At 54.8% G+C, this 15,894-nt stretch carries 7 protein-coding genes; all 7 read left to right on the forward strand.

Features of this window, described 5'->3' with window-relative positions; all coding sequences use genetic code 11:
* Positions 1-44: 44 nt before the first annotated feature.
* The 7 genes from GXP70_RS04815 (at position 45) to GXP70_RS04845 (ending at position 15,888) form a co-directional block, all read left to right on the forward strand.
* Complete coding sequence (locus tag GXP70_RS04815; protein ID WP_162355422.1) at positions 45-1,553, forward strand: TIGR02677 family protein; 1,509 nt, start codon at positions 45-47, stop codon at positions 1,551-1,553.
* Complete coding sequence (locus GXP70_RS04820; RefSeq protein WP_162355423.1) at positions 1,546-2,793, forward strand: TIGR02678 family protein; 1,248 nt, start codon at positions 1,546-1,548, stop codon at positions 2,791-2,793. Before GXP70_RS04815 ends, GXP70_RS04820 begins: the two co-directional genes overlap by 8 nt.
* Positions 2,790-6,938: a TIGR02680 family protein gene (locus GXP70_RS04825; protein WP_225442666.1), complete on the forward strand. Its 4,149-nt coding sequence runs from the start codon at positions 2,790-2,792 to the stop codon at positions 6,936-6,938. Before GXP70_RS04820 ends, GXP70_RS04825 begins: the two co-directional genes overlap by 4 nt.
* A complete protein-coding gene (locus tag GXP70_RS04830; protein ID WP_162355424.1) occupies positions 6,935-8,356 on the forward strand; it encodes a DUF2399 domain-containing protein in 1,422 nt (473 codons plus the stop codon). Before GXP70_RS04825 ends, GXP70_RS04830 begins: the two co-directional genes overlap by 4 nt.
* Before the next feature lie 439 nt (positions 8,357-8,795).
* The gene (locus GXP70_RS04835; RefSeq protein WP_162355425.1) at positions 8,796-9,014 is read left to right on the forward strand and encodes a hypothetical protein; all 219 of its coding nucleotides are present in this window, start codon (positions 8,796-8,798) and stop codon (positions 9,012-9,014) included.
* Positions 9,011-9,415 carry a PIN domain-containing protein gene (locus GXP70_RS04840; RefSeq protein WP_162355426.1) on the forward strand — a complete coding sequence of 135 codons (405 nt, stop codon included), beginning with the start codon at positions 9,011-9,013 and terminating at the stop codon, positions 9,413-9,415. The genes GXP70_RS04835 and GXP70_RS04840 overlap by 4 nt, the downstream gene beginning before the upstream one ends.
* Positions 9,416-10,026: 611 nt before the next feature.
* Positions 10,027-15,888 carry an Ig-like domain-containing protein gene (locus GXP70_RS04845; RefSeq protein ID WP_162355427.1) on the forward strand — a complete coding sequence of 1,954 codons (5,862 nt, stop codon included), beginning with the start codon at positions 10,027-10,029 and terminating at the stop codon, positions 15,886-15,888.
* Positions 15,889-15,894 lie beyond the last annotated feature (6 nt).

The following is a 15,894-nucleotide window of genomic DNA, read 5'->3' on the forward strand; positions in this document are numbered from 1 at the left end:
CGGACGAAACTGATAAAATAATAGGGTCAAAGGAGGAACAAAAATTGGATCCGATTATCACTCCGGCCGGACTGCGCGCTGTGCCTGAGCTCAGTTATTTGACGGCCATCAATGTTGCGCGGTATCGCGCGATTATGAAATTCGTCTATACGGAATACCAACGTTTGAAATATTGGCTCCGGCCGGAGGAAGTATACGAAGGCGTAATGGCTTGGGGCATTCTGGGGAATTATTCGTTGGAACAATGCCTGTCCGATCTGGAGAGCTTGAAGGGATGGGGGAATCTGGCTTCCCGCCACGACGGGGGACGAGCGCTTTCTGTGGAAGAGTATATGCGGAAGAAAAGCCAGTATTTGCTGACGCCGTATGCGATCGAGATCGAACGGATGCTGGAGTCGCTGGAGAAGGTGAAGGGCTATGGCGGCTCTCTGGAAACGACATACTTTGACAGCATCACGGAATGTATCCAGGAGATTCGCAACAAAGTCATGGAGTTTGAACCGGGGGAAGCGCTGCGCAATTGGGAGAAGCTCTATGAAGCGTTCAAGACGATGCACGAGAACGCAGCCGATTTCATTGCCAGCATTCATTCCATTCAAGCCGAGGAAATGATGGCGACCGAAGGTTTTCTCGCGTTGAAAGATAATCTGGTGAACTATTTGCAACACTTCGTCAAAGGCTTGCAGCGAAGTGCGTATCGCATTGAAGGCCAGCTGCAGCGCGTCGGCGACGGACTGAGGGATGCCTATCTGGAGAAGGTATTGGCGGATGAGCTGGCGAAGCCGCGGCTGGAAGAAGGCAAATCAAAGGAAGAGCTGTGGCTGGAGCTTCGGCAGGGCTGGAACAACCTGAAACGTTGGTTTGTCGGCGACGAGCTGGAGTTAAGCGAGCTGACGCTGCTGGAGCGAGCAACCAAGGAAGCCATCGCCAAGGTCGTGCGCAGCGCGGTTCGGCTGCAGGAGAGGCGGCGCGGCGGGATTAGCAGGCGCAATGATTTGGAGACGCTTGGCCATCGGTTTGCCGGACTGGACGACATGGCAGAAGCGCATAAACTCGCGGCTTACGTATTCGGCTTGTTCCCGAGCCGTCATCTGCAAGGCATCGACGATCGCAGCACGGAGCGGACGGATACCTCGACCTGGGAGGAGCCGCCAAATGTTCGCCTCATCCGGACGCGCAGCCGCAAACGTTCCAGCCGTTCGAGCTCGGAGCCGATGCGCAGCCATACGGCAAAACGAGAAGCGTTCCGTGAGCAAGTGCTGATTCAACTGGAAGAGGAGCGGGCGTTTGTCGACAAAATGCAGCAATTGGGCAAGGTGGAAATTGGCGCGTTGCCGCTGCTCAGGACGCAAGAACGGATGCGGCTCCTTCAGTGGATCGGCCGATGCACGGCAGCGGCTTCGAGATCTTTCGTCACGGCGGACGGCAACCGGATCTCGCTGATCATTCCCGGCGAAGACGAGGAAGATGCCGTATTGCGCAGCGACGACGGCGAGCTGCTGATGCGGAATTATATGATTGAAGTAGCGGGAGGCGAGGCGGCACATGGCTAGAGGCGGCACGACATCCTACGCGCTTCGCCGCATGCGCGCCAATCGCAAAGCGGACGCCGAGCACTGGAACGAGCGTCGGCGCAATTGCGCGCATGCGTTGCTTAACCGGCACTGGATTGCCAAAGAAGAAGATCCCGATCTGTTCTACGCGATTCGGGATCAATATACGGAGCTGCGGGATTGGTTCGCGGAGTTCACCGGCTTCTCGCTTATTCTGACGAGAACGATGGCCAAGCTGGATAAGGCGCCCGTCGTTGCGGAGCCGTGGATGGGCTTCCCGGAATTTCGCGAGCCGCGGGATTATGCTTTGTTCGCCTATTCGCTCTGGTTCCTGGAATCCAAGACGGAGCTGGATCAGTTCGTCCTGACGGACATCGTCGAGCAGGTCAGCGAACAGCTGGTCACGTCGGGATTGGCCATGGATTGGGAAAACTACCAGCATCGGCTGTCCATGGTTCGCGCGCTGAAGAAGCTGCGGCAGCTCGGCGTTCTGCGCCATATTGACGGCGAGGAGACGGACTGGGCGCATGACAATCGCTCGAAAAACGTGCTATACGAGTGCTCGCCTTCTGCGAGGTATGTACTGCGGCATTTTCCGAAAGAGCTGAAGGCTTACGATCGACTGGACGAATTCAACGAGCAGGTGGTCTACCCGGAGACGATTGACGGTGAATTGCGCAGGCGGAGGCATCGCATCTACCGGCGACTGCTGCTGGAGCCCGCGGTCGCGGACCGGGCATGGAGCTCGGATGAGCTGTACTACGTGCAGACGCAGCGGCGCACGCTGGCGGATCAGATGCAGTTTATGTTCGGATTGGAAGGAAGCCGATACCGGGAAGGACTCTTCTTCTTCTACCCGGAGCTGAGCGGCGAATGCGGCTTGTTCCCTACGGCGGCGGGGATATCGGACTTGGTATTGTTGTTTGCGGGGGAGCTTAGAAGAAGGCTGGGCAGCCGCGACTGGTATGTAACGGAGCAAGGGACCGTGGAGCTGACGCAAACGGACGTCGAGAGCCTGTTGTATCAGCTGAAACTGAAATATAACGAGTATTGGAGCAAGGAGCATCGGGGAATGAGCCTGCCTGAGCTTGCCGCAGTGATGACGGCGCATATGGCCGAATGGAGCCTTGGCCGCTGGACCGAAGCGAGCGATGGCGGCGCGCGGTTCATCGTATCGGCGGTCGTTTCGCGCTGGAGCGCGGATTATTCGTGGGATGACGGGGAGGATGGAATGACGTGACGGAATCGCACGAGAAGAATAGGAAGCGCGACCGTTGGCAAATGAGCCGGGCGGGCATTTTGAATTTTTGGTTCTATGAGGACGAGGAGTTCGAACTGGAGGATGGCCGGCTCGTGCTGCGCGGCACGAACGGTGCCGGCAAGTCGGTTACGATGCAGAGCTTCATTCCGCTCGTACTGGACGGCGACAAACACCCGAACCGGCTTGATCCGTTCGGCTCCAGAGATCGCATAATCGAATATTACTTGCTCGGCGATAAAGAGGAGCACACGGACAGGACCGGGTATCTATGGCTCGAGTTCTATCATCCGGCGAAAAACATCTACAAGACGATCGGCATCGGATTGAGGGCGCGGCGCGGGGCGGCACAGATCGGATTTTGGGGATTCGTGCTGGAGGACGGCCGACGCGTCGACCATGATTTTTGGCTGTATGACCACGTACTGTTCCAGGAAGGGCAGGGCAAGTTTCCGCTGGATCGGAAAGGACTGGAGGAGCGAATCGGCTCGGGCGGTCAGGTGGTTCAGGAGCAGCGCGGGTACCGCGATTTGGTGAATCGCGCGTTGTTCGGCTTCCACGACAAGGAAGCCTATGTCGATTTGCTCAACCTGCTTATTCAACTGCGCAGTCCCAAGCTATCGAAGGACGTGAAGCCGACGGCGATCTACGATGTGCTGGTGCGGGCGCTGCCGCCGCTGCACGAGGAAGAGCTGCGTCCGTTGTCGGAGGTCATGGAGGATATGGATCAGCTGGCTGACCGATTGGAGGAACTCAAGCTGCATCGTTCGGAGCTGGAGAAGCTGAACCGCAGCTATGAGCAATATAACCGTCATTTGCTCTACCAGAGCGGAAATCAGCTGCTTGCCGCGCATGCGGAGCAGGAAGAAGTCAAGCGACAGATGGCTGGACTGTCAGGGGAGCTGCAAGGCGCGCTAACGGACAAATCGGCGAACGAAGCGGCGCAGGCCGCCAATCAGGAGCAGACGGTTGCGGCGGAGACGGAGCAAGAGCTGCTTAGCCGCAGCGAGGCGATGGAGAAGCAGCATGAGCTGGAACAGGCCGAGCAGCAATTGAAGGACACAGGTCTCTATGCCGAGCAGGCGCAGAAGCGGCTGACTGCCGCTTTGCGGAGTCGCGAGAAGTCCGAAGTCGAGGCGGACAAGGCGCGCAAGCTGCAGGCTGAACTGCTGGACATGCAGCGGGAGGGGCTTGCCGAGCTTGAGGGATTGGCCGGCGATATGGAATTTGTCCATCATGGCGTATACGCACGGTATTGGAGTCCCGAGCCTCCCGATGAAGCGTCTTTTACCGCTGCATGGCGGAGAGACGTGGAAGCGCACCGCGACGCGGTTGATGAAGCGATTCGTCTCGCCGAACAGGAACGGGAAGCCGGACAGCTGGTTGCCGAGTACGACAAGCAGCTCGGTGCCATGCGCGCCGAACGCGACCGGGCCGAGCTAAGCATGCGCAGTGCGGTCGAGGCGTCCGAAGCCGCGCTCTATAACTGGAAAGAACGTTTATTGATGTGGAAGCAGTCACTGGTGCAGCTGCAACTAAGCGAACCCGCCGTGCAAGAGATGTTTGCCGCGAGCGGCGCGTTGTCTTATGAACAGCAGAACGTGGAAGCCGTGCTCGAACCGGTACGAAGCGAAGCTGATCGCAACAGGCAAGAGATCGTAGGGACCAAAGCGGAGCTGGAACAGCAGGTTAAGCAAGCGGTGTTGGAACGGGATGCGCTGGCTGCGGAGAAGCAGGCCTGGGAGCGTAATCGCGAGCCGGAGCCTGCGCGTGGCGCATCGCGCGCTCGGACGCGAGGCGGGTATGGCGCGGGGGAAGGAGCGCCGCTCTATGAAGCGTGCGACTTCCATGCCCATATCGGCGAGGGGCAGCGCGCGGGCATCGAGCTGACGCTTCTCGGCAGCGGTCTGTTGGACGCATGGCTGCGACCCGATGGTCGAATCGGAACCATGGGCGAAAATGACGAGGACGTATGGATCGTTCCGCAGCCGATCGAATGGGGCTATACGCTCGCCGATGTGCTGAAACCGATGCCTTCGGAAGAATCCGGGCTGACCGCGCAGCAAGTCGAAGCGGCGCTTCGTTCATTTGCCTGGGGCGAGGAATTCGAGCCTGCTTCGCTGTCGCAAGAGCAGACGACGCTCGTCGTCGGCAACGATTATTACCGATTCGGCGCGCTTGTCGGCAAGGTCGATCAGGACGTTCACCGGGCGCAGTATATCGGCAAGGAAGCGAGAAAGCAGTATAAGCTGGCGGAAATTGCGCGGCTGAGTGAGGAAATCGCCGCGTGCGAAGAACGCCTCCTGTTGCTTCGTCAAAGCATTGCCGAGAACGAGGCGGGCCTACTTAACCTTAAGCAGGAGCTGTCGCGGTTTCCGATTCAGGATGAATCGCATGCCGCGCTGCGCAACGCCTGGTCCGCGCAATTCGAGTCCGCGACGCGCTTCCGGCTGTTGCTGGAGCAGGAGAACAAGCTGGCCGACCAGCTTCGTTCCAAGCAACAATTATGGGCGGAGCTGAAGCAAGCTTTCATCGCCAAGACAGCGGAGTGGTCTCGTCTCAAAACGATGCGCGATCTGCGAGAAGCCAAACAAGCCATCGGCAGTTATATGGAAGGCATCTCGCAGCTGTATTCCGACTGGAGGGAATACCGCCAGCGGAGCGAAGAAGCGAACCGGCATGAAGCGGAGGCGGCCGAGCAGGCAGGACAGGCCGAGATGGAAGAAGAACTGCGCGACGAGTTGCTCGACAAGCAATATGCGCTTCGGGTGAGAACGGAGCAGCTGCGCAAGCTGATGGACGAGCTCGGGATCAGTGACCTGTTCGAGAGAATCAGCGCCCTGAAGGAACGGCGCCAAGAGCTGGTGAAGGAGCGCGAACGGCTGGCGGATGCGAAAGCTGACATTTCGACGCGCATCGGCGTGTTGCGTGAACGGCAATCTAGCTTGGCACAGCGCGAACAGGCGGTCGACGAGCAGGCGGAGCGGCGGAAGCAGCATTTTGTCAGCGAGTGGCGGTTGCGCCTCGTCCCCGAAACGGAGGGACGCGAGCTCGAAGGAGCAGCCGCAGCGGATTGGCTTGCCGCATGCCGGGCAGTCGTTGCCGAGTTGGAGGCGAGCGTGTCCCGTTCTAACAAGGAGCGGTTGAGCGGCGTACTCCAGGATCAATTCAATGCGACTAAGCATTTATTGTCCGAATACGTACTGGAATCCGACATCAGTGATACCGGGCGCATAACGCTTCTATCCATGCGCGATCGGACCAGACCGCAGAAGCCAGGCGCATTGCTCGCAGAGATGGGCGAAATTCTGGCCGAGCAGGAAAATCTGCTTAACGAAAAAGACCGCGAGCTGTTCGAAGAAATCATTTTGCGCAGTGTCGGCAAGTCCATACGCGGGCGGATTCAACGCGCGGAGCTATGGTTGAAGACGATGAACAAGCTGATGTCCGACCGGGACACGTCGAGCGGTCTGAAGCTGCAATTGCAGTGGCTTCCCAAGGCGGCACAGTCGGAGTCCGAGCTGAACAGCGACGAGCTGGTCGAGCTGCTCCGGCGGGATGCGCACCTGCTGCGGGACGATGAGGTGGAGCGCCTCGTGGGGCATTTCCGTTCGCGCGTGCAATGGGCGAAGCAAGGCGCTGCCGAGGAGAGGGAAGCGCTGCGGAAGCATATCTACGACATGCTCGATTATCGCTCTTGGTTCCAATTCTCCCTGCGGTATAAGAAAGGCGATGAAACGAATTACCGCGAGTTGACGGACGCCAGATTCAATGTGCTGAGCGGCGGCGAGAAAGCGATGTCGATGTATATTCCGCTCTTTGCCGCGACCTACTCGCGTTATGCGGATGCGAGCCCGGAAGCGCCGAAGATCATCTCGCTCGACGAGGCGTTCGCCGGCGTCGATGACGAGAACATTCGCGATCTGTTCGGCTTGCTGACGGAGATGGAATTCGATTACATGATGACTTCGCAGGTGCTGTGGGGCTGCTACGATACCGTGCCTAGGCTCGGCATCTGCGAGATTTACAGGCCGAAGGATGCCAATTATGTAACGGTGCTCCGCTACCGATGGAATGGACGGCGTCTGGAGTCGATTGCCGCGCACGGAGGAGAAGCGGAGACGTGAAGGAAGAAGAGATTCGCAGCTATTTTGGCAAGCCGGGATTCGAGCGGTTTCTGAGGCGGCTCGAGCAGAAACAGGCGGCATCGAAGGATGGAGCGAGAGGATATATCACGCTCGACAACATCAGTGAGCTCGAGCGCGACACGCTGGATACGTTCTACCGCGTCTATAGTCCTCCTGTTGTGCAAGGGGAGAACAGGTCGTACTCGCTAAAGACGTTTAAGGTCCTGCTTGCGGAGGAGGGAATCGGGCTTACCGTGCGTGAGCTGCTCGCGCTTATGCACGGAGAGCCTGTCCTGACGCGCGGGGAGCGGGAGTTACGCATGAACAACGAGTGGCAGACGCTTATTCTGGCAAGCATGGAGGAAGCGGAAGTCGCGAACGCAAGCGACAACGGCGGTATGCTGACTTGGGCACAGGGACTTATCGAAGCGACGGCTCCCGGATCCCGCACCTTGAGAACCGTGTTTGCCCGTTCGCAATCGGAGGCGCGTCAGTGTCTCGATTATTGCTTGCAAGCATTGAAGATCGTCGCAAGCAGAGCGGCTGGGAGGCCGATCCGTTTGCCGATACTGGCGGCGCAAGCGACCGGCGATGCGCATGCGCTCGATTGGAAGCAACCGCTCGGACGTCTGTTCTGGTGGGGATTGACGTTCGTGACGGGCAATAGCGGCCAGTTAGCTTCCGGGCTGACGGAAGAAGAGTTCGGCTTCGATCAAGAAAAGGAACAAGCACGATTACGAGAACAAGAGCAAGCGGATGCGCTTGATGAAGGCGTTTCGCAAGCGTGGTTCATCCGCGAAGGCTATCGCCGGGGCGGCGTCGCCGATGACGATCTCTCTTCCCAAGTGCTGCTTTACGCTCCGCAGCTGTTCGGCGTAAGTGAAGAACGCGTGCTGACGCTCAGGCAAGTGGAACGGCTGTCAGTCGCACAGCTTGGGCGGTTGAAGGATTCACGGATCTATATGGTCGAGAACCCTTCTGTGTTTGCCGAGCTCGTCGATGCCGATCATCGAAGCCGCAAGCATGCGGAAGCCGAAGAAGGCGCAGTGATTATCTGCGGGAACGGCCGACCGACAACGGCGGTGATCAAGCTCGTCGATGCCTTATTAAATCGGCAGGAAGACGTGACGCTCCATTATTCCGGCGACCTGGATCTAGCCGGTTTAGGTATTGCGCAAGGTTTGCAGACTCGATATCGGCAGGCATTTCGTGCGTGGCGCATGGATCGGGAAATTTACCTTCGATATGCCCATAAGGGGATGCCGTTGACTGAAATTGAACGGGCGCGACTGCTGGAGTCCAGCTATGATTGGGATGCTTCACTGGCAGAAGCAATGTTGGAGCAAGGTGTTAAGCTGCATCAGGAATTGTGGGTGGCGGAGCTGGTCGGGGATGTTAAGGGCTCGTTTGGGGAGTGATTTGAGAGTAGGATCGAGCATGTAATATTGAAGAATGAATAACTCGACTTTCGTAGCTTAGGGTAAATCGGCTATCCGCTGCTGGAGTTGACACAAAACCGTTTGTTTACCAGCCTTGTTCGTTGCTCCCGCCAACGTCACGAAAAACGCCATCAGTTGTCGGAGAGCGGTCTGGTAATCCAAATCACCAAAATTGAGATACGTAGGTTTTCTTGGAATAAATGAATGCTCAGACATGGACTACCTTGATATTTACCTAAAGTAAGGAACTCAAGTTGATTGTTTGATGATCAATACTTGAGTTCCTTTCTGTTGCAAGTTTTGATTTTGGCGAAAGCCATTTTGCGATTGAAGCAAATTGGTAATTTTTGAAACATCCTGACCTATGTTATAATGAGCTGTCAAGTGACAATGGAGGGATAACGATGATTCCTAAAAAATGGATTATCAAGCCGCGAGTACGATAAAATCCATCCTTCAAAAACTCAACATAAATCACCCACGTGTATTAATTGACCTTGAAAAGCAAACCGTGGAAGCTCAAGAAGACGACTATTCCGTTGATGATCTTTTGGAAGCGGCCGGTACTTTAACGCCCGAACGAGGGAAAGAGCTTCTTGAAGAAGTGGGCAAATCGCGTGAGGAATGGAATACATGAGTAGAGGGTATCTCCTGGACACGAATATTGCGATTGCGATTCTTACTAACGAGAGTAATGTTATCGATTTTATTCAACAGGCCTCCCGTGATAAAATGCCGATTTATTTTTCTGCAATTACGGTTTCTGAGGTGTTTGCAGGCTTAAAACACGAGGAACAACTGCTTGCAGAAAAGCTGTTTACATCAAAAAGATGCATAGATGTTACGTCCGAAATTGCAAAATTGGCTGGAACGCTACGTAGGAATTTTAAACGTAAGGGACGTAAGTTAAAAACTCCGGATGCGCTTATTATTGAGACAGCGTCAGTTCATGAACTTACATTAGTTTCTAGAGATTCTGACATGAAATCCGTCGAGCAAGAATTGGATATCCCACGATTAAATATAGATGCAAATTAAGCTTAACCGTCCCTTCTACTATAAGTTGGAGAGTCGGTTTTTTCATATCCATCTACTTCCCTATGATAGAATCGAGATACAACCAACTCCAACTTTCCAAACTATACAAAACTTGAGGAAACGGCACCTCCGGCGCAATATGTACCTGAAACTGCAAATGAACAAGAGCGAACATCTGAGAGCAATGTACACTCAAAATCTAGTTCCGAAGAAAAAATAGCATTGTTCCGTTCTCTATTTCGTGGGAGAGAAGATGAAACAGTTATTTAGTAGAAGACTTCATACAATTACGAGAATGCTTGACTAGCAGTCAAAAGTTAAGAGGGCTTATCCCCTTGTCCTCATTATGAAAAAAAGAGGTTGGTCCATAGGAGATCAACCTCTTTTCTCATTGCACACCCTGCCGAAAGGACATAAAAGCTTAGTTTCTCGCAATATAGAATTTCGTAAATTATTCAGGATTCGCCCAGCATGGATACATATGCTAGATGGTGCGAGAGTAGCGAGATTAATCACTCCCCCTGCTAGATTTTACTCAGAAATAAATTAATCTTGTTAAACTTTGTTAATTCGTATAAAGTCTTGTTTAGATTGACATCAGGAGGAGTAACATGAGATCAAAGGTTGGGAAGAGCAACGGAGGTAGTACGAGTACAGTAGCAGTCATTCTTGCATTGTTGATGCTCATTTCAAGTATTCCCTGGAGTGGTACAGCTAGAGCAGCTGAACTCGATGCGGCGGACTCAAGCTATATCATTCCAGTAAGTCCAGGCAAGGATAACGTAGAAGCTGCGATCGGATTGCCCGGCGGCAAACTGGCTGTCAGAGGGGGCAGTCAAATAACGATTTATGGATTGGACGGAGCGATTGTACGGACGTTCTCAATAGCTTCCATGATTGCTCCTAGAACGACTGATAGTTCCGATAAGATTGAATGGACAGCCCTGTCCAACGGGAATATCCTTATCTACTGGTATTCCAGCTCGGCAGGCAAAGGATTTACGGATACCTACTTTATTGTGGTGGGACAAGATGGGCAATTGGTCACAGCCGCAACGAAAATTAATAACGACCTGGGAACCTTAAACCGATTCACGCGTGTTGCAGAGCTATCGAATGGAGATCTGGCATTTGTCTGGTCATCCACTCCAACCTCTCATGCGATGCGGATTTTTCAGTCTTCCGGAACAGCCCGGATGAATCAAGTAGAGGTAATCAGCGATTCTATGGGTGTATATACCTTGGATATTGCAGCCAGTCCCAATGGAACCTTCATGGTTATTGATACCACCAACACCCGGACTACTTATATGGGAACATTGTATCAAAATGACGGTACACCGATTAACGTAGGAGGAAATGCCCATTTTAGTATTTCCGATGTGAATAAAGGCGGGTCGTCAGATTGCCGTATTATTAGCCTCTCGAACGGTAATTATTTGGTTGCCTATAAAGGCGAACCTGTGAATGTTGCGTCTCGAGATTTCCGGTTAGCCGTATTCACGCCAGATGGCACTCGCTTATCGGAGAAAATCGTAAAGGTAATTGGAAATACGAATCTACCATTACTGACCGCTCTCGCTGATGGCGGTTATCTAGTTACAAATAACGATGAGGATGGAGATTGGGCGCTGCTTGCCTCCAAATACGATAATAATGGTAATAGCATCGTATCCGATAAGCGCGTAACAGGTGAGTGGCCTGAGCAAATTCAATCCGGTCCATATGCAGTGTCCGGATATGATAGCGGTTTCTATACAATTAATGGAGTAGGTTCAGGGCATTCGGAGGTTCGCCTGTATGGAGTTGGAGGAAGCGTTGTCGATCCATTCGCTGCATTCAACCAAGCGGTAACGCTGGATGCGATGAATGCGGCCGTGATCGGATATCCGGCGGTAATGTCGGGGAGTCCGGATTATTGGCAGGCTGCGCTTGATTTCTACAATTCTCTGCGCAAGAACGACCGGGATAAGATACTGCAGCGTCTGCTTGACAATAAACCTTATACGAGCCTGAACGGCATTCACGATGTGTATGTCGATTACGCCCAGGATGACAATCTGCTGATGAATTTGAATGGATCGGAAGACGAGGTTGTGGTGTGGATGAGTCTGTGGATTGAATCCGATATCCACGAGTCTACCATGCCGGCGGATCTTCTTGATGAGTACATGAATGATCTTAATGATGATGAGCAGATGATCGTTGCCCAGCAGATTTTTGACCAGATACCGACAGACGGATTTGAGAATATCGGTGAGGTCAGTCAACTGATGCGTACCGCGATGGACGGAATCTATTCGGGAGCAGTGCTGTTGGATCGAGATTCGCTGGACCTGAACCCGTACAGTGAAGGTGTGACGGATGACATTATTCTCCCGGCTACAGGCGAGAATGGAAGTAGTATTACTTGGTCGTCTGATGCGCCTCAATGGCTTGACGCTGATGGGAAGGTTACGCAGCCGAGCGCGCTGGAAGGAGATCAGACGGTTACGCTGACGGCGACGATTCGCAGGGGGACGGCGGATCCTGAGATACGCACATTCACCATTACTGTGAAAGCAGCGGCTCCGGTAGTAGTACCCGTAACCGGCGTGACGTTAGATCAGACAACTCTGCAGCTCACGGCAGGTGGACCGGGAGCGACATTAAACGCGACAGTCGCGCCGTTGAACGCAACGAATGCAACCGTAACGTGGAGCACAAGCGATGCGAACGTTGCAATGGTAGCGAACGGCGTAGTCACGCCTGTCGGAGTAGGCACGGCGACGATCACGGCCACGACGGTAGACGGCAATTATACGGCGACAGCAAGTGTGACCGTAACGAATGCCGTTGTACCCGTAACCGGCGTGACGTTAGATCAGACAACGCTGCAGCTCGTAGCAGGCGGAGCCGGAGCGACATTAAACGCGACAGTCGCGCCGCTGAACGCAACGAACACAAACGTGACGTGGAGCACAAGCGACGCGAACGTTGCAACGGTAGCGAACGGCGTAGTCACGCCGATTGGCGCAAGCACGGCGACGATCACGGCCACGACGGTAGACGGCAATTATACGGCGACAGCAAGCGTAACCGTGACGAATGCCGTCGTACCTGTAACCGGCGTAACGCTAGATAAGACGACTCTGCAACTCATTGCAGGCGGAGCCGGAGCGACATTAAACGCGATAGTCGCACCGCTGAACGCAACGAACACTAACGTGACGTGGAGCACAAGCGACGCGAACGTTGCAACGGTAGCGAACGGCGTAGTCACGCCGGTAGGAGCGGGCACGGCGACGATCACGGCAACGACGGTAGACGGCAATTATGCTGCTACAGCAAGCGTGACCGTAACGAATGCCGTTGTCTCCGTAACCGGAGTAACGTTGGATAAGACCACTTTGCAGCTCATTACAGGCGGAGCCGGAGCGACATTAAGCGCGACAGTCGCGCCGCTGAACGCAACGAACACTAGCGTAACGTGGAGCACAAGCGACGCAAACGTTGCAACAGTAGCGAACGGTGTAGTTACGCCTGTCGGCGCGGGCACGGCGACGATCACGGCCACGACGGTAGACGGCAATTATGCTGCTACAGCAAGCGTGACCGTGACGAATTCCGTCGTACCTGTAACCGGCGTAACGTTAAATAAGACAACGTTGCAGCTCGTGGCAGGCGGAGCCGGAGCGACATTAAACGCGACAGTCGCGCCACTGAACGCAACGAACACTAACGTGACGTGGAGCACAAGCGACGCAAACGTTGCAACGGTAGCGAACGGTGTAGTTACGCCTGTCGGCGCGGGCACGGCGACGATCACGGCCACGACGGTAGACGGCAGTTTCACTGCAACAGCAAGCGTGACCGTAACGAATTCTGTCGTCCCCGTAACCGGGGTGACGTTAAATAAGACAACGCTGCAGCTCGTAGCAGGCGGAGCCGGAGCGACATTAAACGCGATAGTCGGCCCAGTGAACGCAACGAACACAAACGTGACGTGGAGCACAAGCGACGCGAACGTTGCAACGGTAGCGAACGGCGTAGTGACGCCGGTAGGAGTGGGTACGGCGACGATTACTGCAACGACGGTAGACGGCAATTATGCTGCTACAGCAAGCGTGACCGTAACGAATGCCGTTGTCTCCGTAACCGGAGTAACGTTGAATAAGACCACTTTGCAGCTCATTACAGGCGGAGCAGGAGCGACATTAAGCGCGACAGTCGCGCCGCTGAACGCAACGAACACTAGCGTAACGTGGAGCACAAGCGACGCAAACGTTGCAACAGTAGCGAACGGTGTAGTTACGCCTGTCGGCGCGGGCACGGCGACGATCACGGCCACGACGGTAGACGGCAATTATTCTGCAACAGCAAGCGTGACCGTGACGAATTCCGTCGTACCTGTAACCGGCGTAACGTTAAATAAGACAACGTTGCAGCTCGTGGCAGGCGGAGCCGGAGCGACATTAAACGCGACAGTCGCGCCGCTGAACGCAACGAACGCAAACGTGACGTGGAGTACAAGCGATGCGAACGTTGCAACGGTAGCGAACGGCGTAGTGACGCCGGTAGGAGTGGGTACGGCGACGATTACTGCAACGACGGTAGACGGCAGTTTCACTGCAACAGCAAGCGTGACCGTAACGAATTCTGTCGTCCCCGTAACCGGGGTGACGTTAAATAAGACAACGTTGCAGCTCGTGGCAGGTGGAGCCGGAGCAACATTAATCGCGACAGTCGCGCCGCAGAACGCAACGAACGCAAACGTGACGTGGAGCACAAGCGACGCGAACGTTGCAACGGTAGCGAACGGCGTAGTCACGCCGGTAGTAGTGGGCACAGCAACGATCACGGCAACGACGGTAGACGGCAATTATGTCGCAACAGCAAGCGTGACCGTGACAGCGCCTACCACCGCACCGGCAGCGCCGACAAATGTTGACGCAATGGTAGGCGATGGACAAGTAACCGTCACATTCAACGCTCCGGCGAATGACGGAGGAAGCGAGATCACGGGTTACGAAGTCACTGTATCGCCAGGGAATCGGATCGTGACAGCGACATCGAGCCCGATCATAATTAGCGGCTTGACTAATGGGATCAGCTATACCTTCACGGTAAAAGCGCTGAACAGCATTGGCGCAAGCGAGCCTTCCGCTGCCACATCGCCGGTTACGCCGCGCGCTGTGCCAAGCAACAACAGCACGCCAACACCGCCTTCGCAGCCAGTAACTGAAACGGATGGCGTGGATGTACTTGTGAACGGCAAAACAGAACGCGCAGGCACCGCAACGACGACGAAGGTGAACGAGAAGACCGTCACGACCGTCAAGGTCGATCCGAAGAAGCTGGAAGACAAGCTTGCGGCTGAAGGGCAGGGGACTGTCCTGACGATTCCGGTCAATACGCAATCGAACATTGTCGTCGGAACGCTGAACGGCCAGATGGTCAAGAACATGGAGCAGAAGCAGGCGATCATCGAGATCAAGACGAATAACGCCTCTTATACGCTTCCCGCAGGTCAAATCAATATCGATTCGATCTCGAAGCAATTAGGCGCTTCAGTAGCACTGCAAGATATCGAGATTCAGGTTGAAATTGCCGAACCGGCGGCCGATACCGTGAAGGTCGTCGAGAACTCGGCAGCCAAGGGTGAGTTCCAGATCGTCGTACCGCCGCTTGATTTCACAGTCAAAGGCGTTTACGGCGATCAGACTGTTGAAGTAACGAAATTCAATGCGTATGTGGAACGGACAATCGCGATCCCTGACGGAGTCGATCCTAGCAAAATCACAACGGCCATCGTCGTCGATCCGGACGGGACCGTACGCCACGTGCCGACTCAGATCATTGCTGTGAATGGGAAGTACTTTGCCAAAATCAGCAGCTTAACGAACAGCACCTATTCAGTCGTATGGCACCCGATTACGTTCGCCGATGTCGAACGGCATTGGGCGAAGGATGCCGTCAATGATATGGGCTCGCGGATGGTCATTAGCGGCGACGGCAACGGCTTGTTCAATCCGGACCAGGACATTACCCGGGCTGAATTCGCGGCCATCGTCGTTCGGGCGCTTGGGTTGAAGCTGGAAGACCATGAAACGCCATTCTCCGATGTAGCATCGACAGACTGGTTTAGCGGGGCTGTTCAAACCGCATATGCGTACAAGCTCATCAACGGCTTCGAAGATGGAACCTTCCGTCCGACGGACAAGATCACTCGCGAGCAGGCGATGGTTATTATCGCGCAGGCGATGAAGGTTACCGGCTTGCAAGCGAAGCTGCAGCAAGGAACATCAGCTCTGCAGACCTATACGGATGCTGACAGTCTCTCCAAGTGGGCGGCAGACGCGGCTGGAGAGTGTTTGCAATCGGGTATCGTCAACGGTCGCAGCGATGCGATTCTGGCCCCGCAGGCGTACATTTCGAGAGCAGAAACGGCAGTAATCGTGCGGAGGCTGCTGCAGGTATCGGAGTTAATCTAAGACAGA

It is taken from the genome of Paenibacillus lycopersici, assembly GCF_010119935.1.
In the GTDB taxonomy this organism is placed as follows: Bacteria; Bacillota; Bacilli; order Paenibacillales; family Paenibacillaceae; genus Paenibacillus_Z; species Paenibacillus_Z lycopersici.

Excerpts from the sequence above, each read along its gene's own strand:
- GXP70_RS04820 (WP_162355423.1), top strand. The coding sequence starts at position 1,546 with ATGGCTAGAGGCGGCACGACATCCTACGCGCTTCGCCGCATGCGCGCC.
- GXP70_RS04835 (WP_162355425.1), top strand. The coding sequence starts at position 8,796 with ATGGATTATCAAGCCGCGAGTACGATAAAATCCATCCTTCAAAAACTC.
- GXP70_RS04840 (WP_162355426.1), top strand. The coding sequence starts at position 9,011 with ATGAGTAGAGGGTATCTCCTGGACACGAATATTGCGATTGCGATTCTT.
- GXP70_RS04845 (WP_162355427.1), top strand. The coding sequence starts at position 10,027 with ATGAGATCAAAGGTTGGGAAGAGCAACGGAGGTAGTACGAGTACAGTA.